This is a genomic window from Paenibacillus sp. FSL R5-0713, from assembly GCF_037973325.1.
In the GTDB taxonomy this organism is placed as follows: domain Bacteria; phylum Bacillota; class Bacilli; order Paenibacillales; family Paenibacillaceae; genus Paenibacillus.
In genome coordinates this window covers 6,401,528-6,423,407 of record NZ_CP150229.1, presented here as the reverse complement: position 1 = coordinate 6,423,407, position 21,880 = coordinate 6,401,528, and the positions used below count along the sequence as shown (strand labels likewise).

The 21,880-nt window shown below is 45.4% G+C and carries 21 protein-coding genes; 16 read left to right on the top strand and 5 right to left on the bottom strand.

Annotated elements, in window-relative coordinates:
- Window positions 1-72: 72 nt before the first annotated feature.
- From MKZ12_RS28585 to MKZ12_RS28575, 3 genes are all read right to left on the bottom strand, one after another.
- On the bottom strand, window positions 73-1,146 hold the full coding sequence (locus tag MKZ12_RS28585) for a substrate-binding domain-containing protein (protein WP_339257883.1): 1,074 nt from the start codon (window positions 1,144-1,146) through the stop codon (window positions 73-75).
- Window positions 1,147-1,286: 140 nt separating this feature from the next.
- Window positions 1,287-2,471 carry a glycosidase gene (locus MKZ12_RS28580; protein WP_339257882.1) on the bottom strand — a complete coding sequence of 395 codons (1,185 nt, stop codon included), beginning with the start codon at window positions 2,469-2,471 and terminating at the stop codon, window positions 1,287-1,289.
- Window positions 2,468-3,658 (bottom strand): AGE family epimerase/isomerase, encoded by a 1,191-nt coding sequence (locus tag MKZ12_RS28575; RefSeq protein ID WP_339257881.1) that lies wholly within the window; start codon window positions 3,656-3,658, stop codon window positions 2,468-2,470. Before MKZ12_RS28575 ends, MKZ12_RS28580 begins: the two co-directional genes overlap by 4 nt.
- Before the next feature lie 223 nt (window positions 3,659-3,881).
- Here MKZ12_RS28575 and MKZ12_RS28570 point away from each other — a divergent pair, with 223 nt between their 5' ends.
- The 11 genes from MKZ12_RS28570 (at window position 3,882) to nikE (ending at window position 16,261) form a co-directional block, all read left to right on the top strand.
- Entirely contained in the window at window positions 3,882-5,195 is a 1,314-nt protein-coding gene (locus MKZ12_RS28570) for an extracellular solute-binding protein (RefSeq protein WP_339238630.1), read from the top strand.
- 190 nt (window positions 5,196-5,385) lie between these two features.
- Window positions 5,386-6,273: a sugar ABC transporter permease gene (locus MKZ12_RS28565; RefSeq protein ID WP_339257880.1), complete on the top strand. Its 888-nt coding sequence runs from the start codon at window positions 5,386-5,388 to the stop codon at window positions 6,271-6,273.
- Window positions 6,270-7,109, top strand: a complete 840-nt coding sequence (locus MKZ12_RS28560) for a carbohydrate ABC transporter permease (RefSeq protein ID WP_339238628.1) — start codon at window positions 6,270-6,272, stop codon at window positions 7,107-7,109. The genes MKZ12_RS28565 and MKZ12_RS28560 overlap by 4 nt, the downstream gene beginning before the upstream one ends.
- Window positions 7,110-7,378: 269 nt before the next feature.
- Window positions 7,379-8,416, top strand: coding sequence for a glycoside hydrolase family 130 protein (locus MKZ12_RS28555; protein ID WP_339257879.1), 1,038 nt, complete (start codon window positions 7,379-7,381; stop codon window positions 8,414-8,416).
- Between the two features lie 195 nt (window positions 8,417-8,611).
- Complete coding sequence (locus MKZ12_RS28550; protein WP_339257878.1) at window positions 8,612-9,553, top strand: 1,4-beta-xylanase; 942 nt, start codon at window positions 8,612-8,614, stop codon at window positions 9,551-9,553.
- A gap of 140 nt (window positions 9,554-9,693) precedes the next feature.
- Window positions 9,694-10,656, top strand: a complete 963-nt coding sequence (locus tag MKZ12_RS28545) for an alpha/beta fold hydrolase (RefSeq protein WP_339257877.1) — start codon at window positions 9,694-9,696, stop codon at window positions 10,654-10,656.
- Between the two features lie 312 nt (window positions 10,657-10,968).
- Window positions 10,969-12,603, top strand: a complete 1,635-nt coding sequence (gene nikA / locus MKZ12_RS28540) for a nickel ABC transporter substrate-binding protein (RefSeq protein ID WP_339257876.1) — start codon at window positions 10,969-10,971, stop codon at window positions 12,601-12,603.
- A 76-nt stretch (window positions 12,604-12,679) separates the two neighbouring features.
- Complete coding sequence (gene nikB, locus MKZ12_RS28535; RefSeq protein ID WP_339257875.1) at window positions 12,680-13,624, top strand: nickel ABC transporter permease subunit NikB; 945 nt, start codon at window positions 12,680-12,682, stop codon at window positions 13,622-13,624.
- Window positions 13,621-14,451 carry a nickel ABC transporter permease subunit NikC gene (nikC, locus tag MKZ12_RS28530; protein WP_339257874.1) on the top strand — a complete coding sequence of 277 codons (831 nt, stop codon included), beginning with the start codon at window positions 13,621-13,623 and terminating at the stop codon, window positions 14,449-14,451. Before nikB ends, nikC begins: the two co-directional genes overlap by 4 nt.
- 39 nt (window positions 14,452-14,490) lie before the next feature.
- The gene (locus MKZ12_RS28525; protein WP_339257873.1) at window positions 14,491-15,297 is read left to right on the top strand and encodes an ABC transporter ATP-binding protein; all 807 of its coding nucleotides are present in this window, start codon (window positions 14,491-14,493) and stop codon (window positions 15,295-15,297) included.
- A 163-nt stretch (window positions 15,298-15,460) separates the two neighbouring features.
- Window positions 15,461-16,261, top strand: a complete 801-nt coding sequence (nikE, locus tag MKZ12_RS28520; protein ID WP_339257872.1) for a nickel import ATP-binding protein NikE — start codon at window positions 15,461-15,463, stop codon at window positions 16,259-16,261.
- Between the two features lie 83 nt (window positions 16,262-16,344).
- Here the strand turns inward: nikE and MKZ12_RS28515 are convergent, their stop codons facing one another.
- Window positions 16,345-16,617, bottom strand: coding sequence for a hypothetical protein (locus tag MKZ12_RS28515; RefSeq protein ID WP_339257871.1), 273 nt, complete (start codon window positions 16,615-16,617; stop codon window positions 16,345-16,347).
- 18 nt (window positions 16,618-16,635) lie between these two features.
- Window positions 16,636-17,583, bottom strand: coding sequence for a hypothetical protein (locus tag MKZ12_RS28510; protein ID WP_339257870.1), 948 nt, complete (start codon window positions 17,581-17,583; stop codon window positions 16,636-16,638).
- Window positions 17,584-17,747: 164 nt separating this feature from the next.
- On the opposite strand from MKZ12_RS28510, the gene MKZ12_RS28505 reads away from it, so the two are divergent.
- The 5 genes from MKZ12_RS28505 (at window position 17,748) to MKZ12_RS28485 (ending at window position 21,864) form a co-directional block, all read left to right on the top strand.
- A complete protein-coding gene (locus tag MKZ12_RS28505; RefSeq protein ID WP_339257869.1) occupies window positions 17,748-18,017 on the top strand; it encodes a hypothetical protein in 270 nt (89 codons plus the stop codon).
- A 792-nt stretch (window positions 18,018-18,809) separates the two neighbouring features.
- Window positions 18,810-19,055: a hypothetical protein gene (locus MKZ12_RS28500; protein WP_150365109.1), complete on the top strand. Its 246-nt coding sequence runs from the start codon at window positions 18,810-18,812 to the stop codon at window positions 19,053-19,055.
- Window positions 19,056-19,296: 241 nt separating this feature from the next.
- Complete coding sequence (locus MKZ12_RS28495; RefSeq protein ID WP_339257868.1) at window positions 19,297-19,677, top strand: stalk domain-containing protein; 381 nt, start codon at window positions 19,297-19,299, stop codon at window positions 19,675-19,677.
- Between the two features lie 327 nt (window positions 19,678-20,004).
- Window positions 20,005-21,228 (top strand): S-layer homology domain-containing protein, encoded by a 1,224-nt coding sequence (locus MKZ12_RS28490; RefSeq protein WP_339257867.1) that lies wholly within the window; start codon window positions 20,005-20,007, stop codon window positions 21,226-21,228.
- Window positions 21,229-21,342: 114 nt separating this feature from the next.
- Window positions 21,343-21,864, top strand: a complete 522-nt coding sequence (locus tag MKZ12_RS28485) for a pentapeptide repeat-containing protein (protein ID WP_339257866.1) — start codon at window positions 21,343-21,345, stop codon at window positions 21,862-21,864.
- The last annotated feature ends 16 nt before the right edge of the window (window positions 21,865-21,880 follow it).

Genomic DNA, 21,880 nt, shown 5'->3' with positions numbered 1-21,880 from the left:
GAGCATCAGAAAAGACTGGCCAATAAGATAGAGGCCAGTCATCTGTGTTCGTTTTTTTAATTCTATTATTAGCTATCCATTTATATCTGGTGAGTCAGACGCAGCACTCACCGAGTCACGATAGATGATATTACCTTTCACATGAACACGGCCGAAACTGCGGTTCGGGTTGTCGACCTTTTTGAGCATCGACTGGACTGCCGTGCGCGCCATCTGTTCCACATCCACTTCGACAGTTGTCAGCTTGGGATCGGAGAGCATGGCATAGATATCATTATCAAAACCAACAACAGAGCATTGGCCAGGCACCTGAATATCCATCGAATTCAGTTTTTGAACCAGCAGATGGGCGACCTGATCACAGTTGCATACAAAGGCCGTTGGCAACTGCTCGGGCAGATCGATCTCAATAAAGGTACCCCGTTCATCCCGATCATTCAGAATTAGATTTGGATTCATCGGCAACCGATGTTCCAGCAAGGATTTGTAATACCCGAGGAATCGGTCCTGGATGCTGCTCGTGGAATACAGGTTCCCTACATAAGCAATGTTACGGTGGCCCTGCTGAACCAAATAGTTCGTCAGCTCATAGGCAGCGTAGAAGTTATCGGTAACGACGGAATCAATGTCCGAATGTTCATCATAGAAGTCGAGAAACATTTTGGGAACTTCCATTGATCGCACCAGTTCAATATACTCTTTGCTGATCTGCCCGAGCACGATAAAACCATCGACTTTGTTGTCGCTGTACAGCTTGGGCAATGTTAATTCTTCCTCATCCTCCACATTCAGAATGTGAAGAATGCCGTAGTAGCCCTGTTCCTCCAGATGTTTGGTGATGCGCTGGAACACGCGTACATAAAACGACTGCGTAGGTCCGGTAAAACGCTCCGGGATAATTACGCCAATATTATGGGTTAAGCCTTCCTTCATCGAACGGGCAGCGGCATTATACCGATAGCCCATTTGGGCAGCAAGCACTTTAATTTTTTCTTTTAATTCGCCACTCACGCCATCTTTATCATTCAACGCTTTCGAGACGGTCACACTGCTGACCCCGAGCCTGTCGGCGATATCCCGCATGGTGATATTGTTCTTCAGTATGGTCGCCTCCTTCAAGCCGGTATAGGCACAATGTGCTGTCACTATGATGAGTGCTTTCCTCCAACATAATAACAATCCATATCAGTATACATCGTTACCCACTTGGAATAAAGCCATTCTGGCTGTTGCTTCGCTAATTTTCAGCACATTGCAGGTTTCCCTGAGAGGACGCTCTACCGATGTTACGTTAATTGTTTCTGTAAAAGCTTCTCATTCTGTTCAATCAGCTGACCCCGCTGGCTGGCACAGTCCAGGGAACGATATGGATCGGCCGGTGTGTTGAACGTGTAATCAACCAATTTCTCCAGAGTGGTAGTTGCCACATGACAGCGGGTATCACTGGATGCGTAATAGATAAAGACTTCTTGCTTCTCATTGACTACGGCACCGTTGCAGAAAATAACATTGGACACATCGCCTACACGCTCGTCGTCATAAGGGGCAATGAAGTGGCCGCCCGGCTTGGCAATCATACGCGTCGGATCATTCAGATCCGTTGCGAAAGTGTATAACACATAACGCAGTCCTGCTGCGGTGTTCCGAACCCCGTGAGCAATGTGAATCCAGCCACGATCCGTCTTGAGCGGAGCAGGGCCTTGGCCGTTTTTGACTTCGTAAACCGTATGATACTGCCGTTCATCAATAACCGTCTCTTCATGAATGACCGGGTTCAAGATATCCTCACATAGACCAAAGGCGATACCGCCGCCGCTGCCAGTCGAGATGAATCCGTCCTGTGGACGGGTGTAGAAGGCATACTTTCCATCCACGAATTCCGGGTGCAGTACGACATTGCGCTGTTGAGGGGAATTCGTTGTGATGTTGGGCAACCGTTCCCAGCTTGTGAGATCTCGTGTCCGAACCAGTCCTGCCTGTGCCACTGCGCTGGATGTATCAAATGCAGGAGCCTCCGGATCTTTGCGTTCCGAACAATAGATGCCGTAGATCCAGCCATCTTCATGTTGAACGAGGCGCATATCATACTGATTCGTTTCATCGGCATCGATATCATCCCAGACCAGTGGTTTACCCGTGAAACGGAACCCGTCAATTCCATTGTCACTCTCCGCAAGCGCAAAGATCGATTTACGATCCAATCCTTCCGTACGAATGACCATGATGTATTTGCCATTGAAATAGATGGCTCCTGGATTCAGCGTTGCGTTAATGCCCAGGCGTTCCATAAAATGCGGGTTCGTCGTCTCATCCAGATCGAATCTCCAATGCAGCGGTACATGATGGCGAGTGATGACCGGATATTGATACCGATCATATACGCCATTGTAGAAGGAAGAGTTGATCTCATTGGGGCGGGCAAGCAACTGCTCCTGTTCCTCCAGTAACTCCTTGTATTTCGGGTGTATCATTCTGATCCCATCCTCTCGATTAGTTCAATACAGAATCTGCTGTTGTGATACGGGCATTTCCACGGTCCGGCAATTTCGCTCTGATCCGGTGTTCCGTTCCCGTCCACCGACCAGTACCATTCTCCGCCAGCACGCTGATCAATGATGTTCTCCTTCGTGTAGTTCCACAGCCGTTCCACTCTCTCCAGAAACAGTGGATCACCTGTGCGCTGATACGCGTTATAGAAACCGACCATCGCCTCCGCCTGAACCCACCAGATTCGCTTCTCATCGATATGTTCACCTTCTTGTTCATTGAGCAGGGAACCATCGGCATTTACGGCCACATTGGAGATGTTATAGGCAATATCCGTTACCATCGCCGCATACTCCGGATGTTGCTCCATCCCCAGAACTTTCAGTGCTTCGTCGATCAGCCAGCTGGCTTCAATGTCATGTCCGAACGAGCGCAGATCAATGATGGACTCCCACTGTTTGTTGAAAAATACCCCGAGAAACGTGGTGTCTTGGTCATACACCCGTTCATATAGAATGCCGAGCAGGCGTTCCAGCGCCGCCTTCACTTGCTGATCTGGCCACACGCGATAGAGTGTGGTGTAGGCCTCTAACACATGGATATGCGTATTCATGGTGTAATCCGCAATCACCCCGTTTTCGCTCAGCATTTCATTGGGCTGTTCCTTCCATGTGCGATCAAATTGTTCCTTGTATGCAGGTAGCTCGGCATCCAGACCTTTATCCTCAATGAGAGCAAAAAGCGTTTTCGCAAGTTCCAATGCAGAAGCATCCCCGGTAGCGCGATAGTACTCACTGAGTGAGTACACACCGAAGGATTGCGTATATACATGTTTGCTCGTGTCCAGTGCTTCCCCTGTGTAATCTACCATCCAGTACATACCACCATATTCGGTATCCATCACATGATCGGCGAGAAAACGGTATGCGTGTTCCGCGTGATCGCGCCATCTCTCGTTTCCGGTAACCCGATACCCCGCTGCAAAAGACCAGAGTTGACGTGCCGTGGCGATCCCGCCTTTGGGTGCTTGCGGATTCACCTGAAGATCATTGCCCACCCAACCGTAGAATCCACCGTGGGTTGTATCTTTAAGGTTGGACCAGAAGGGTAAAATCCGCTTCTCCCAATGCGCCTTAATCTCAGATTGGAGTTGGGATGTTTTTGTATTCATAAGTGAGCGCTCCTTCAAAATAGTGCATCAATCCAATTTATTAAGTTAACGGTAACTTTATAAAACAATATTAGTGCTCTGAAAAACAGATGTCAACGAATTGCCTCGCAATTTGTCTTGTTAGGTTATAAATAAATGAATTGACAGGTAAGCGTTACCATAATAGAATTCATTTTGTAACCTTAACGATAACTTAATTAAATTAAGAGAGGGGTCGAAACAATTGAGAAAAAACAAAGGTTGGATGATGTTGCTGACGATGCTGCTCATCACTTCACTACTTGCTGCATGTTCATCCGGAGGTGGATCTTCGCAGGCAGGAGAGGAGATCAGTACAGATCCGGCAGATATTAAGGGTGAAATTACCGTCCTTACACAACGGACAGATATTGTGGATACTGTGTTCAAAGACTACGCGGCCGAGTTCAATAAGGAATACCCGGATGTCAAAGTAAACTTCCAAGCGCTGGCTGACTATGAAGGACAAGTGAAGATCCGTATGAGCACCAAGGATTATGGTGACGTACTGATGATTCCGACCAGTGTTCCAATCGCGGATATCCCTGACTTCTTCGAGCCGCTCGGCACTTATGATGAATTGAAAGACAAATACACGGCCATTGAAGAACGTATGGTAGACGGTCAAGTGTATGGTATACCAACCGTTATTACGTTCTCAGGAATCATCTATAACAAACAGGTATTCAAGGATGCCGGTATCAATGAAGTGCCTAAGACGCCTGAGCAATTCCAGGCAGCGCTTCAATTGGTGAAAGATAACACCGATGCAATTCCTTTGTATACCAACTATGCATCCGGCTGGGCGCTTACTCAATGGGAAGCGGATCTGCCAACCGTTGCGGGTAGCGTAGATTATGTGAACGTGGACCAACCGAACACAGATGATAACTTTGTGCCTGGTCAGCCGCACTATGAACTGTACAAAGTGCTCTATGATGCAGCCAAGAATGGTCTGATCGAGAAAGACCCAACGACAACCGACTGGGAAAGCTCCAAAGCGGATCTGGCCAAAGGCAAAATTGCCACAATGGCACTTGGCTCTTGGGCCATCACACAGATTCAAGGGATGACAGATACGCCGGACGACATTGGATTTCTTCCTTTCCCAACCAATGCAAGTGATGTTGTGGTACCACTCTCCGCAGACTATAACATCGGGATGAACGTGAACAGCGAGAACAAACCTGCTGCTAAAGCCTGGATTGACTGGTTCCTGGCGAAGTCAAACTATGCAGTTGAACAGGGCGGCGGTATGGATGCAGACAAAAACGCGGAATTGCCACCGATTTTGGATCAATATAAAGATGTGAAATTCTCCACGCTCACCCCTGCCAAAGAAGGTCAGGAAGGTCTCGTTGACAAGATTGATAACGAAGGCGAAATCGGCCTCTGGCAGCCTGACTTTAAGAAACGCATTATCGAAGCAGGTATTGGTAACCGCAAGGAATCCTATGACGACATCATGAAGGACCTGAATGATAAGTGGGTAAAAGCACGAGCAGAACTCACGAAATAATGGGATTAACGTAAGTGGTCAGGTGGTGAACAGACTACGGGAGCATGGGTGAAAATCCATGTTGTATGGGGGCAAATGGTGTCTGAAGTTATGGTGCCGGATGCCTTCCCCGGCAGTTGTTCAGCCCAATTTTCCTGAACGGGAGTCTTTCGATATATAGGCGGGTCAACCGCTTGGAGGTGTGGAGAGCATGAAGTACTTAAAGGTTTCAAATTGGGGTTACTCAGCGCAACGCATATTTATCATCTGTGCCTTCTCAATTATTCCGCTGGCGTTGCTGTTCACGTTTGCATACTTACCGGTCATCAACATGTTCAAATACAGTTTCACCGATTGGAATGGATACAGCAAAAGATTCGATTATGTTGGGTTTGAGAACTATACACGCATCTTCAGTGATCCGGAATACTTCAAAGTATTTATTGTCAGTTTGTACTACTTCGCAGCTACGTTTGTGCAGATGGGCTTGGCGCTCTACTTTGCCACGATTCTGAGTTTCAAAGTCCGAGGCAAAAACTTCTTCAAAGGCATACTGTTCTTCCCCTATTTGCTGAATGGGGTAGCTATCGGTTTTATCTTCCTCTTTTTCTTCAAACCGGACGGCACACTCGATATGCTCATGCATGCTGTAGGGCTGGGACAATACACGCAGCTTTGGCTCGGTAATCCGAATATCATCAATGTGTCCCTTGCAGGTGCATCGGTATGGAGATACATGGGCTTCAACTTTATTATCTTCCTGGGTGCAATCTCCTCCATCCCGAAGGATGTATATGAAGCTTCGGATATTGACGGCGCCAATCGCTGGCAGCAATTCCGCCATATCATTCTGCCGAGTATTACGCGCATCCTGCAGCTTAACCTGATCTTGGCCATTAGCGGCGCAATTAGTGCGTTCGATATTCCATATATCATGACCGATGGTTCCAACGGCAGTATGACATTTGTCATCCAAACGGTTCACTTGGCGTTTAAATATGGCAAGCTAGGACTGGCATCTGCCATGGCAGTCGTGCTGCTCTTCATCGTTATTCTCGTTACGCTCGTGCAGCGCGTCACCATGAAAGGGGAGGAATGAACGTGACACAATTCAAATACACCCTTGCGAGCGTAGTTAAATATGCTTCCTTGATTATTGCGGCGTTTATCGCACTGTTACCTATCGTGGTGATCCTGTTTGCATCCCTCAAAACCAATGCGGAATACGCCACCAGCAGCCCGCTTGCCCCACCAGCCAACTGGCTGAACTTTGCGAACTATGCGAAGGCATTTGTGGACGGCAACATGCTGGTCGGTTTCAAAAATACAATTATTATCCTGGTCATTTCCATTATCGGTGCAACCTTAACGGGTTCCATGATTGCGTATGTGTTGGATCGGTTCAAATTCAAAGGCAAAAAGATCATGGTCGCCGCATTCCTGCTCGCTACCCTGATCCCCAGTGTGACAACGCAGGTTGCCACATTCCAGATCATCAACGCGCTCGACCTGTTCAACACACGCTGGGCAGCCATCGTGATGTACTTGGGTACAGATATCATCGCGGTGTATATCTTCCTGCAATTTCTGGGCTCCATCTCCAGTGCATTGGATGAATCCGCCATGCTGGACGGTGCTTCGTACTTCACGATCTACTGGAAAATCATCTTGCCATTGCTGAAACCGGCCATTGTAACGGTCATTATCGTGAAGGGCGTTAACATCTATAACGACTTCTACACACCGTTTCTGTACATGCCGAAGACCGATCTACAGGTCATATCCACTGCCTTGTTCAAATTCAAGGGACCGTTCGGATCGCAGTGGGAGGTCATCAGTGCCGGCATCATGATCGCCATTATACCAACGATGATCATCTTCCTGCTGTTACAGAAGTACATCTATAACGGCTTCGCACAAGGCTCTGTTAAATGAATGAAACGACGAAAGGTTTTATGAAATGCAATGAGAATGCACAGGAACGAAGAGGACAGAAAAAAGCAGGAGAAACGGAGTGTTCGCTAAAAGATTTCTGAAAGAAAGCTCACTTCGTAAGCAGACGCTATAACTGGATGTTCCCCTTCCATAAGGGATCAAAAAATCTGGGGATAATGGCGATCGGAAGGTTGTTCTGTCATCAAAGTGGCCTTGTGTAAATTTAAAATGTTCATTTCATAAAAGCCTAACCGAAGGGAGAAATGAAAATGTCAGTTGCTGAAAAGAAAAACGTACACATTGTGGGGGATGCTTTGCCGAATATGCCGTGGGAAGCCAAACCGGAGGGAACAGAAGGGCCGGTATGGAGACATTCGGCGAATCCGGTAGTTCCGCGTAACCCGGTTAAAGGCGTTGCCCGTATCTTCAACAGTGCCGTTGTACCTTATGAAGGGAAATTCATTGGGGTATTCCGCGCTGAAACCGTTAATGGACGTCCGCATCTTCACATGGGAGCGAGTGAGGACGGTCTGGAGTGGACGATTGAAGAGGAACGCATTGCCTTTGTCGATGAAAATGGCGATCCGTTTATGCCGAACTATGCTTACGACCCACGTCTGGTCAAAGTGGAGGATACATATTACATCATCTGGTGTACGGACTTCTACGGCGCTGCATTAGGACTGGCGAAGACGGATGACTTCAAAACGTTTGTCCGTCTCGAAAATCCGATGCTGCCGTTCAACCGGAATGGTGTGTTGTTCCCGCGCAAAATCAACGATAACTATGTGATGTTGTCCAGACCAAGTGACAGTGGACATACGCCATTCGGGGATATCTTCCTGAGTGAAAGCCCGGATCTCGTGTACTGGGGCAAACATCGTCATGTCATGAGCAAAGGCGGCCAAGGCTGGTGGCAATCGGTAAAAATTGGCGGCGGGCCTGCTCCGATCGAAACGTCCGAAGGCTGGCTGATGTTCTACCATGGCGTAACTGGAACGTGCAACGGTTTCGTCTATAGCATGGGGGCGGTCATCCTGGATCTGGATGAGCCGTCCAAAGTGAAATATCGTTCCTCCAACTTTGTGCTGACCCCGGAAAAATGGTATGAAGAGCAAGGCTTCGTGGATAATGTCATCTTCCCGTGTGCAACACTGCATGATGCCGAGACCGGGCGTATCGCCATCTATTACGGCGCTGCCGACACGTATGTGGGCGTGGCTTACACGACCGTCGAAGAGATCGTGAAATATGTGATCGAGACGGATGAAGTCATTGCCGGAGACCACGAGGAAGGCCAGTTGTAATTGAAGTGAAAGTGCAGAACCAATCTGAAGAAGCGAAGTGGTCGCATTTATCCCCGGATTTCTCCCTTGTATAAAAGGGATTTACAGAAATCTGGGGATAACGGCGATCGGAAGATGGTACTGCAATCGTAGTGGAAGTGAATATATTCGACTGTTTTTTAAATGAAGTGAATGGGACACAGGGGAGTATTGCACATGGAATATATCAAAGGATTTACATTTGGCTGGATGAGTGGCAGGGGAGACTTCCGCAAGCCGGAAGCGAAGGAGTCCTTGCGCCTGATGGCTGAACGTACAGGCAGTTCGCATGTTATTTTTGCACTGGCGGCACATCAGGATCATCCGCAGGCGGTAGAGGTCAAATATCGGGGTGACCATCTGGTGGATGATGATGAACTGGTCGATATGATGCGTTATGCCAGGGCACTCGGGCTGCGTGTCATTCTGAAACCAACCGTCAACTGCACCGATGGCACATGGCGTGCACATATTAACTTTTTTGATATCGATGTGCCTTGTGAACCGAAGTGGAAGGATTGGTTCCGCAGCTACACGGCATTTCAGAAGCATTATGCAGCCATTGCAGAGCAGGAAAAGTGTGAGATGTTTATCGTGGGCTGTGAGATGGTGCAATCCGAGCGTCGGGATCAGGAGTGGCGCGAGGTGATCGCTGGCGTGCGTGAAGTGTACACTGGACTGGTGTCATACAACACGGACAAATATCAGGAAGCCCATGTGAAGTGGTGGGATGCTGTGGATGTAATCTCATCCAGCGGTTATTACCCCATTGGAGATTGGGAGGCACAGCTGAATCGAATCGAGCAGGCGATTGCTCCGTATGGCAAACCCTTTTTCTTTGCGGAAGCCGGTTGTCCTAGCCGCAGCGGATCAGCTCATGTACCGAACGATTGGGGACTTGCAGGTGAGGTCAGCGCGGAGGAACAGGAGCGATTCTATGAAGCCATGTTCCGGCATGTCAGTCAGCGTGACTGGGTACGTGGATTCGGCCTATGGGACTGGAGCGCACAGTTGTACGCAGAGAAGGATGCGCTGATGGATGACGGATATGGAGTATTTGGTAAGCCAGCGGAGAAGGTTATTCGTCGGTTCTATGAGGGCATCATTGTAGAAGTTTAAACGAGAAGCAAGAAGGCGTATGTGAAGATGAACCTTTAGTGATATCCTCATATGCGTCTCTTTTGGTATCAATTTAAAATACGAGATGAACATGACTCACGAAGAGACGTGTTGTGTGCATGCAGACAGGAGTGAATCCCATGGGCGACATGCCATTGGAACAGTTGAAAAAATACAGCGGAAGCAGTCCGAAACCGGAAGATTTCGATGCTTATTGGAGCCTGGCCCTCGCGGAGCTTGATGCGCAATCGCTTGAATATGAATTGATTCCAGCGGCTTTCACATCGCCGCTTGCAGAATGCTTCCATCTTTATTTCACGGGTGTGGGAGGCGCACGTATACATGGTAAGCTGGTTCGGCCTATAGCAGCATCTATTGATGACAAGGGCCAAGCAATGGCCATGTTTCATGGATATTCCGGTGATAGCGGCGACTGGTTCGACAAGATTACATATGCAGCTCATGGCATCACCGTGCTGGCATTGGATTGCCGTGGACAGGGAGGCCTTTCCGAGGATAACCTGCAAGTTAAGGGGACAACTCTGCGGGGACATATCATTCGGGGCATCGATGACCCTGACCCCAATAAGTTATATTTCCGTAATGTTTTCCTCGATACGGTACAGACCGTACGCATACTGATGTCAATGCCACATGTTGATGCGGAGCGGGTGGGTGTCTACGGCTGTTCACAGGGTGGGGCGTTAGCCACGGCGTGTGCTTCACTTGAACCACGCGTGAAGCTGGCGGTGCCGGTATATCCTTTTTTATCAGATTACAGACAAGCCTGGGAACTGGGTGCCTCAACCTCTGCCTATGAGGAACTGGTGTATTACTTCCGGTTATTTGATCCAAATCATGAGCGGGAGGATGCTATTTTCAACAAGCTGGGATACATCGATATCTCCAATCTGGCTGAACGAATTCAGGCCAAGGTTTTGTTTGTTACCGGACTTGCAGACACCATCTGCCCGCCATCCACCCAGTTTGCAACGTACAACCGGATTCGTTCGGATAAAGAGTTGGTAGTCTATCACGAGTACGGGCACGAGTACATTCCGGGTTTATCTGATCGAACGTTACAGGCGTTTTTGGAGCTTTAGATGTAGATCATCATTCAGGAGTTCTCCATCTATACTATGCGGTGGATTCAACCCAACCTGTTTCGGGCACGTTATCTTTGATGATATTCGTGCTGTGAGCAAGGAATAATTCGTAAAGGCAAGCTTATTCCTATATATGTGGGCATATTCAGGTCAAGTGGCTCTTCCTCCCACAGGAAGGGCTTTTTTGGCATATTTAATAGGGATACATATAATGTCGAATTTTGTTGACAAAAGAAGGACTCCTGCCTATTCTTAATGGATGAATATGATAATCATTATCACAAAATAGAGAAAAGGGGTTCAACATCCATGTCTGTACAACATCGCAAATCTTCGGCTCTCACACTGGCAACGATGCTGTTGTTGCTATTGGTTATCGTGGGCTGCAGCAATACAGGAAGTGGAGATGAGTCCTCATCTGCTGCCTCGGATCAAACATCTACGAAGTCGATTACGATGTCATGGCCGCGTGATATCGGTACAATGAATCCGCATACGTACAATCCTTCGCAATTATTTGCCCAATCCATGCTCTATGAGCCATTGATCAGTTACCAGAAGGACGGAAAACTGGAACCTGCGCTGGCAGAATCATGGACCATCTCCGATGACGGCAAAGTATATACATTCAAGCTTCGCCAAGGTGTGAAATTCTCAGATGGTACGCCATTTAATGCTGAGATTGTGAAAAAGAACTTTGATGCTGTAATGAAAAATAAAGATACACATAGCTGGCTGGGCATTGTAGGCGTGCTCGACAAGACGGAGGTTGTGGACGACCAGACTTTCCGACTGACACTTACAGAGCCGTATTATCCTGTTCTTCAGGATTTGTCGGTGGTTCGTCCTTTTCGCTTCCTGGGTGAAGCTGGATTCCCGGATAACGGAGATACTTCCCAAGGCATCAAAGAGCCAGTTGGAACGGGCCCGTGGATGCTGGCTGATTACAAGCAGGACGAATATGCTGTGTTCAAACGCAACCCGAATTATTGGGGAACAGCACCGAAGGTAGATCAGATTACGGTCAAAATCATTCCTGACGGTGAAACCCGTGTCCTTGCATTTGAAAAAGGCGATCTCGACCTGATCTACGGGGAAGGTGTGATCAGTCTGGATGCATTCCAACAGCTTCGTGACAACGATGAATATGTGACGCAATTGTCTGATCCGGTGGGCACACGCAGTCTGCTGCTGAACTCTTCCAATCCCAAGCTGTCCGATGTCAGAGTGCGGATGGCGCTCCAGCAAGGGTTTAACAAACAGGCGATGGTTGAGGGGGTCACTTCCGGTTTGGAAGAACCAGCCGACACCGTATTGTCCAAAAACTATCCGTACACCAATGTAGACCTGGAACCGATCACGTATGACGTGGAGAAATCCAAAGCATTACTGGGTGAAGCGGGCTGGAAGCTGCCGGCTGGTGGTACGGTTCGTGAGAAAGACGGACAGCAGCTTGATTTCGAAATGATTTTTGACAAAACGGACCCGATTCAGAAAGCGATGGCGGAGACCATTCAGGCTGAGTGGAGCGAGCTGGGGGTTAAAGTAAACCTCACTGGACTGGAACTGACGGTTCAGATCAAACGTCTGAAAGCCAATGACTTCGACCTGTATTTCTGGTATAACTATGGCGCGCCGTATGATCCCCATTCTTTCATTAACGTTGTAGCGAGCCCTGGATTCGGGATTTCCGAGACCCTGAGTGCGTTGCCGATGAAAAAGGAACTGGACGATCAGGTGCATGCAGCCCTTTCATCTACAGACGAGACGAAACGCCAGGAGTTATATGGCTCCATCCTGAAAACTCTTCAGGAGCAATCGGCGATCGTACCGATCTCTTACATTAAGAAAACGGCTGTATATCAGAAGAAAATCTCCAACTTTATTTTCCCGGCGAACCGTGATGAGAATCCGTTTGTCGGCATTGAACTGGGCAATCAATAAATAGTAAATACTTTAATTAGGGAAGTGGATGGTCCTTGGTAAGGCCATGTAGCTTGATGAAAGGGAGGAACGTTTGGTGATCGGCTATATTGGTAAACGAATGATCGCGATCATTCCTATCGTTTTTATCGCTACACTTGTTACCTTTGCACTTATTCATATCTCACCAGTTGATCCGGCCGAGGCTTATCTGACAGCAGCTCATATCTATCCAACACCGGAGCTGCTTGCGCAAAAACGGCATGAATTCGGTCTGGATCAGCCCTTGTTAACCCAATATGCGCATACGATTCAGAAGATTGCCAAGCTCGACTTCGGCACCTCGTACCTCACCAATAAACCCGTATGGGATGAAGTGAAATTAAGGCTTCCGGCTACGGCTGAACTGGCCTTTTGGAGTATATTGTTATCGGCCTTGGTGAGTATTCCTTTGGGAGTCCTAGCAGCGGTGTATAAGAATAGCTGGATTGATATGCTCAGCCGGGCCATTTCCTATATTGGAGCATCTATTCCGCAATTCTGGCTCGGTTATCTGCTGATTTTCTTTTTCTCGGTGAAGCTGGACTGGCTGCCTGTGGAGGGGCGTGGATCGTGGGAGAATCTGGTTCTGCCTACGATTACACTCTCCTTGATTCTTATTGCGGTCTACACCCGATTGTTGCGTTCCAGTGTACTGGAGCAATTGCAGGAAACGTATGTACAGTACGCGAGAACACGTGGAATTCGCGAACGAGTCATTATGCTCAAGCATGTCCTGAAGATCGCTATATCCCCCCTCATTACGGGGATGGGGATGAGTATGGGCAAGCTGCTCACAGGCACGATTATTGTAGAGCAGGTGTTCTCCTGGCCGGGGTTCGGACGATATTTTGTTGATGCGATATTTAACCGGGATATTCCCGTGATTCAATGTTATGTCTTCCTCGCGGCATGCCTGTTCATCGTATGCAATCTGCTCGTTGATCTGGTGCAGCTCTATATGGACCCACGGATTTCGGCGAAGGGACGGGCAGAACATTGATAAACAAATGGCGTGCGGTATTTAAAGGACAGAGAGCCATCCAGATCTGCTCGGTGATCATATTGCTTTTCTTCGGGATTGCTATACTTGCTCCATGGATTGCCCCTCATGACCCGGTGAAGGTGAATCTGTTGCAGAAGCTGTCGAGTCCATCGCTTGAGCATTGGCTCGGAACGGATCATCTGGGACGCGACAATCTCACCAGACTGATATATGGAGCGCGGGTATCGCTCGGCTTTGCTACCCTGATCTTTCTGTCTTCATTGCTCATTGGCGTCATTGTGGGTTCGATCTCCGGTTATCTTGGTGGCTGGGTGGACAGTCTGCTAATGCGCTTGTGTGAAGGCATTATGGCGTTTCCGAATCTGGTGCTGGTGCTCGGTATTGTGGGGATTTTTGGTCCAGGTCTGATGCAGGTGCTCCTAGCACTCATGATGGTACAGTGGGTGCATTATGCACGCATCTGCCGGAATATGGTCGTGAGTCTGAAGGAACGGAATTTCATCGCGGCGGCGCGGATTAGCGGCTCTTCTTCGTGGACGATTATTCGCAAACATATCATCCCCAACGTGCAGCGTCCCATTGTTGTCATGGGTACGTTGGAGATGGGCTGGGCGATTATGGATATATCCGCACTGTCCTTCCTGGGACTCGGTATTCAACCACCCAATGCAGAGTGGGGCGCCATGATTCATGAAGGAACGGGTTATATTCGCAGTCATCCGGAGTTAATGATCTACCCGGGTGCATTGATTCTGCTGGTCGTCATTACGTTCAACATCTTGGGTGAAGCATTATCCGAGCGTTATGGCATTGCAAAACAGTAGTTGATTCGGAACCAAACTCACACGGAGGTGAACGTAACGGTGGATGATGCAACGAAAGTACTCGAAGTTCGAGGTCTGCAAGTGAATCTTAGAACAGCGGAGGGTTCCGTCCCGTTACTTGCGCCTATTGATTTCGAATTAAAAAAAGGTCGTGTCTTCGGTCTGGTCGGCGAGAGTGGCAGCGGCAAGACGGTTACATGTAACGCATTGCTCCACCTGCTTAATCCGCGCAGGATGGAGGTATCGGGCAGCATCCGTCTGAATGGACGGGAGCTGGGCTCGTTGTCTGGCGAGGAGATGCGGCGCATCCGTGGCAAGGACATCGGATTTATTATGCAGAATCCGATGAATGCTTTTACACCCGTATATACGATTGGATCTCAATTCATTGAAACTTTGCGTACGCATACGGGAATGTCCAAAGCCGTGGCCCGAGAGCGGGCCATTGCTGCCTTGGCAGATATGAACCTGCCCGAGCCGGCCAAGCTGATGAAGCGATATCCCTTCCAACTCAGTGGCGGCATGTTGCAGCGGGTGATGATCGCCATATCGATGTGCCTGCGCCCCGCTCTGGTTATTGCTGACGAACCAACGACGGCACTGGATGTTGTGAATCAGTTGAAGGTGCTTCAGGAATTGGATCGACTACGTACCGAATACGGCACATCCATCTTGCTCATCTCCCACGATCTGGGTGTGATCTCGCAAATGGCAGATGAGGTCGCAGTCATGCAGAAGGGACGAATTGTAGAGCAGGCAGATGTGTATCAGCTGTTCGATCAGCCGCAGCATGAGTATACCCGGATGTTGTTAAATGCTAGACCCAGTATGTCTTTGGGACGATAGTGATTACAGGTGAGTTGAATCGTTCAGTGAGTGTATGTGTGGAGCGAGCGGGTATGAACTGTATTTTGAGTGGGTAGTGTAGGGGTGGAATGGACATGGTGATGTGTAATTTCGTCTTCTTCGGAGATTGCTTCTGCCAAGTACAAGAGAGGAGGATGACCTGATGCTTCAGGTACGTGAAGTGAGCCATAGCTATGGCAAACGCAATTGGCTAGATCGTTCGGGAGCACGTCCTCCTGTGCTGGCAGACATCTCACTTACGATTGAAAAGGGTGTTTGTCTGGGACTGTTGGGTACGAGCGGGGCAGGTAAAAGCACCTTGGGCAAAATCATTCTTGGTCTGGAGAAGCCCAGACAGGGTCAGGTTTTATTTCAAGGTCAGGATATCTATCGATCCAGCAAACCCGTGCTTAAGGGATTACGACGTGATCTGCAAGTCGTGTTCCAGGACTGTTATTCGGCTGTGAATCCGCTTATGACTGCCGCGCAGATCATCGGTGAGCCGCTGGATAATTACGAGCGTTTGTCGGCAAAAGAACAACTTCGTGTGGTTGGACAACTGCTTGAGCAGGTCGGACTTACACCAGAGGATGGGAGCAAGCTTCCGCACCAGTTCAGCGGTGGCCAATTACAGCGGGTCAACATCGCACGAGCCATCGCGCTCAAGCCAAAGTTAATCGTACTGGACGAATCGATCAGCAGCCTGGATATGGTGCACCAGACACAAATCTTATCTTTGCTGGCGGAGCTCAGAGCATCTTATGGGTTGTCGTATCTCTTTATCACGCATGATATCCGGGCCGCCATGACCATCTGTGACCGCATTGCCGTGATGGATCAGGGTAGGATTGTCTATAGCGGTGATGCCGGGAATTCGGTCATGCAGTCGGATCATCCGGCTGTGCAGCAGTTGGTATCGTCCATTTTGCCTGAGCATCCGTCTGGTCGTATTTCGTTTAAATGAAATTTATAGTGAAAGAGGCTTCTTACCATTTTGATGGTAAGAAGCCTCTTTTTTCGTATCTTATTCATCAGTTGAGCGTTATCCTAATTGCCCCGCTCTGCACGCTCCATACGATATGTATACTTCACAAGCTCAATCTGTTGCTGCTTGAAATCTGCAATCCATTCTCCTAAAATGTTCTGGAAACGATCCATCTTTCTTCGCAATTCTTCCGCAGATTTACCTTTCCAATCTCCAATACTCTCATCAATGGATCTTACATGACGTTTGTTAGCTTCAAGCATATCCATTAAGTCATTGATTTCCTTCTCGGCATTCATCAGATCCACTAATTCTACAACAATGCTCCGTGACATATGCTTCGTCGCTCCTTTTTAACCCTCGTCGGCTTGTCTGAAATCTTCCGCTTTTTGATTAATATACTCTGCAATGACATGTGCTTCTTCTTCATACCAGCGGCTAAATTTGTGCAAATCACTTGTTAACCGATCCACAATAGGTTCAAGAGAGCGGCTATCGCTGGACTCAATAAGTCTGAGAATGGCATTGGTTGCTGTGGGGAGGCTAGATTGAAATTCATTTACATGCTGCTTCATTTTTTGTCCGGCTCTTTGAAGATTCTCTAGTGAGAGTTGGATGGTAACCCCAGCACCGGCAGCAGCCATTTGTCCAAGAGGTCCTAGGTTGGCACCATACTTTTCAATTAATTTATTTACGGTATCCTTCATTTTTTCATTGGTAAGCAGGGTATTTATGTATTCCGTGTACCTTGGATTTCCACCAATCACTTCACCATCTCTTGTATAAAGTGTATTTGTAATAAAGCCATTCTTGTCAAACTTGAAGTTCTCCAGGCCGGGGGCCTTTTCTCCACCGAAAGAATTGAAAAGTTTGACTCCCATGTTTTGCGTACCAGATGGAAGCGTAGTTGAAACAAAAGTCGGATTCTTCCAAAATGGTGTAGAGAAACCGGAAGAGGTATCGGTTGGTTTGGTTATTAAAGGTATAACGATTTTGGGTCTATTCGCTTCCTCGTACGTCTTATTAATCATGATTGTATTGGCTGCATGCCGCGTCGATGTATTGGAAAAACCTGCTCCAACACCATCTCCTGGGTTGACATAAGCGGTGTTTTTCTTATCATATTCTCCGGCATCTATTTTCTTTAGGATATCATCGGATACAACTGCTCGAATGCTGGCCGGATTGTATGTAGTAGATGACAGGTTGTTATGTATAGCTGTATATTGCGCAAGTGCTCCACTCAATGAGTGACCGGTTGTAACAGAAATTTTATGGTAAGTCTTATCAGAGATGAACAATATCTATATTTCTCCTTTTATTTAATATATTATAGGAGATATTACCTGAGAATAATGTGTTTTTCAAGGAGGTGACATAGGAAATTAGTCCTAAACTGAAGATAGTATTGATAATATTTGCGTCTTTAGTCTTATTAGTGAGTGGATGTGCAATTACATACCAGGTGAAAAATAATAATATTGTTAAAAAGGCGACTCCCATAGGAACTGAATATTTTAAAAGTAAGTATAACGTTACCGTTAAATTTACAGATTCTCAGGTTTTTGCGGGTTATGTATATCCACAGGTTGTTTTATATGGATATGTCAAGGGTGATGTTAACCAGAAAATTTCTATTGCGATTAACTATAATACTTATGAAGTTGAACATGTGGGTGGGCCAAAGTGGATGTTTGAATCGGAACAACTTTTTGGACAAGGAGCCCTTATTTGAAAAAAAGGGATTTATGTGGCCTTCAGATGGCAAGAAGATTAATTATGAATATATAAGCACAAAATTTAAGTCGGGGTAGGTCTTGGTCATCCAGCATCTCTTCCCATTAATGTAGACACTCTTGAAATAAGAAATGCATGGGGGCCGAACCCTTTCATTTTATCAAGCGTATCTGCTGTTGAAATAATGTATAATTTTGCAGTATCTGTTCTGTAAAGAGAGGTAATATTGATTGAGTCCTAAAATGAAGAGGGTATTGATATTTTTTGCGTCTTTAGTCTTATTAGTGAGTGGATGTGCAATTACATATTAAGTGAAAAATAATAATATTGTTAAAAAGGCGACTCCCATAGGAACTGAATATTTTAAAAGTAAGTATAACGTTACCGTTAAATTTACAGATTCTCAGGTTTTTCCGGGTTATATAGATTCGAAGGTGGTATTTTATGGATATGTGGAGCACGATGTAAACGAGATATTTTCTATTGCGATTAAATTATAATACTTATGAAGTTAATTATGTAACTGGACCAGACTGGATATTTGAATCGGAGTAAATTTTTGGACAGGGAGCTCTAATTATGACATATATGATTCTTTAGACATGGCTTGTAAAAGCTCATTATTTAAGAAACTAACTGTATTTATTTCCCAAGCTATTTATTATTAGGTAATACATATTATTCCTGATAAAATCAAAGGGTGATTCTTATTAAACTTAATTCTAAAGTCCTGTTGATTATTATATCTATAGTAGTTTTGTTTATTTGTTTTTTAATTGTTAAGAATTACTTGACTGATAAACAAATTGTTGAGAAAGCTACGGTTATAGGCGAGAAGTACTTTATAGATAATTATGGTGTGGAGGTTGAATTTGTCGACTCACAAGTTATGGCTTCTTATATTACAACTAGAGTGGTGCTATACGGATATATTGTAGGTAAAGAAGAAGATAAGATTAAAATAAGTTTGGATTACCGTGATTTGGAAGTTACAGGAACTGGTATTCCTTTAGATCTTAAAAAGATTGGTGAATAGAAGGACAAGTCTTTACTTATTGAAGAATTGATATCAGATGAGTCCTAAAACTCAAGATAGTATTGATATATTTGCGTCTTTTGTCTTATTGGAGAATGCTTGCACAATACATACCACGTGAAAAATAATAATATTCTGTACTTGCTCAAAATCAGTTCCATGAAATGTGAATAAAGACAAACCTGACTCTCTGCGTAAAATAGAAGTACCACAAACCACCCCCCGCAGAGGAGAACAAGATATGTCTCATGCGTCTAATGTATCACAAGAAAATCCATGGAATAATTGGTTAGGCGAGACGCAAATCATTCTGGAGCAAAATCGGACTTTCGTTCCCCTACGTCTGGTGAGTGAAGGGCTTGGCCAAAAGGTTGAGTGGGACAAAATTGGTCGTTGGGTCTGGATCGGGAACAAAGACTTCCGGAGTACAGATGAAAAGTCGTTTAAGTTAACCAAGTTAAGTTATTTTAAAGCATATACAAAAAGTACGGAATATATTAAAAATTTGGAGAAGGAAACTTACCCTGGCGTGAAGATTATCAAAGAGAGTGATTTACCGATTCAACAAGGGAATAGTCAAGTGGTGTACAGCATTAATTTGGTAAAAGGGTCCTGGACGTAGCGGCGATGTGGTACAGATTAGAAGTAGTGTCAGAGGAAATCCCATAACGTTCCTAGTGAAAAGTTTCGCAAAGGGGCGTTCGGTGCTAGATGCAGCTTTTATAAATAATGGTGATAAAACAGGAATGAATAACTATCCAGTAGTAAGTAGCTTGGATCTTTTTCAAGATGGAAAATTCGTAGAGAATTATGATTACACGAAGTTTCAGCAGATTATATTCTCTTGAGAGATGGTGATTTGGATGAGTACGCTGTGGCCATCTTCAATCCATTCAAGTAAAGGGAAAAGATTGAAAGAAAATGAAAAAATGAGGGGAGAACACAATTCATGAAAAAAGTATTAGTTACTCTTATTGCCGGACTTACCGCTGTAACAACAATAATGGGGGGGGCGTCCATACAAGCAGCTGCATCGTTTAAAGACGTTCCAAGCAATCACTGGGCTAAAACATCCATTGATTCAGCGGTATCGAAAGGATACTTCAAAGGATATAGCAACGGGACATTCAAACCATCCGCTTCAGTTACACGTTCTGAATTTGCTTCGTTGCTTGCACGTGTGTCTAAAGTAGATCCCAACGTCGACAAATCCAATGTATTTAATGATTTATCCAATCATTGGAGCAAAAAGGAAGTTGATCGTGCAGTTTCTCTGGGATTCATAAATCCTGCAGACTATCCAAATGGTTTTAAACCAAATACTCCTATTACCCGCGAAGAAATGGCTAAGTGGATTAGTTCCGGATTAGCAACCGCCGACACTGACTTCAAAAAAGCATTGGAAGATACTAAAACAACGCTTGTACCAGTTAAGGAATCATTCTCTCCAGGAATTTCAGAAGCTAAAGCTCCATACATCTCAGTGGTTATCGGAACAGGCGTGATGACTGGATATCCAGATAACTCATTCGGGATGACCAAAACAACCACTCGCGCAGAAGCTTCTGTAATATTGCTGAGAATCGCAAATATGGAAGGTAAAAAGGCTTCTTCATTTTCTGATCTGAATGAGATAAGAGCCGTTGGGATAACTAAGTCTAATTTGAGTCAAGTGACACCTTTTTCAACAGCAAATGATAAAACATATGCAGTGATTTCTGGGAAGACAAAAACATTAAAAAATGGTGCGGGTAAAGTAGTCTTGCATCGAACCATCTATATTAACACTACTAATTGGACAAAAAAAAAGAGCGTTTATGCACCGTTCTTTGTATCGGAAGAAAATAAAGATTTCTACAAAGAGTACTCTAATGTTATTCCCGTATTCCATGAAATCACAATCTATCCTAAAGCGAAAAATTTTAGCTCTGATCATATTAGGACTGGATTGAGAACTGCATTGAGCGGACAAAGAATTACACCTTCTTCACTACCTGAAAAATATGGTTACCTGACGCTGCCAGCCTATAACTCAGAACAGTTCTTTGCAAAGTATAGTACTAGTTCAGGAGTGAAATTGTGGATCAAAGAAAATATTTACGTAGATCGAAAAGGGTTAGTTGGTATGTATTATATGGACGATGGTTCTGCTTTGTCTCTCTACAATAATTAAGAAGAGGCGGTAGTAATATGGTATCAATAAGGGGTATGGATATGGAAGTAAATCTCAATAAGAATATTTAAACTTCTTAAAAAATGGATTGATACAATTGGTAAAGAAGGCGAAATGTTAAATTTAGATGGGGGTGATTTTAGAGGAATAGATTTATCCAATAAGATGGTTGAACAAGCATATTTAATAGAACGTAACTTTGATAAATTAAAATTGGAAAACATTGATTTTCATACATCGTTATTATGTTCTTCGACTTTTAGAAATGCGTATCTAAATAACTGCGATTTTTATAAATCTGATCTTAGATATGCTGATTTTTCTAAATGTATCATTAAAAAATCTAGATTTAGTAAGAGTGACTGTTGGAAGGTGGGATTTAAAGATGCAATTTTAATAGATTGTAAGTTGAATAATGCACTTTTCCATCTCACTGATTTCAGTAATGCAAAATTAGAAGATGTAGATATAAGTGTATCGACATTTGAAGAAACATTATTAAAAGGAGTGACATTAAAAAATATTAAAGGTGTAGGAGAGGCTCATATAAAAAGTATCAATATTGGAACGCAAGAAAAACCAATTATTCTAATAGGTGAAGAAGCTAGAAAATGGCTAATAATGAGGATAAACTAGGATTAATAACTATCCA